This window comes from Pseudoalteromonas sp. S2755, assembly GCF_005886535.1.
Lineage (GTDB): Bacteria > Pseudomonadota > Gammaproteobacteria > Enterobacterales > Alteromonadaceae > Pseudoalteromonas.
The window spans coordinates 1-261 of sequence record NZ_PNDS01000297.1; the positions used below are offsets into that span (position 1 = coordinate 1).

General features: G+C 43.7%; 1 pseudogene. It reads left to right on the forward strand.

From position 1 onward, the window contains the following. Nucleotides 1-261 (forward strand): annotated as a pseudogene (locus CWC03_RS23295) (hypothetical protein); the annotation flags it as partial.

A 261-nucleotide genomic window follows, 5' to 3' on the forward strand; every position in this document is an offset into this window, starting at 1 on the left:
TTAAAACACCACCTTTTAAGGGTTTGGCGGATGAAGATAGGGCGAAGATTCTGACTAATATTGGTGTTGGGTATCGTCGTCGTATCCAGAATGAACAAGCAATTTGGCATTATCGGTGTGCAATGCATGCCACGGCCAGTATACAGCAAAACTCTGCACTCAAAGTAAATATTGCGATTGCGAACACACGCCTTGCACAACCCGCTATCCGTTACCGCCTTTTAAAAAGAGTGGATAGAGAAATGTTACCAAGCTTTATCC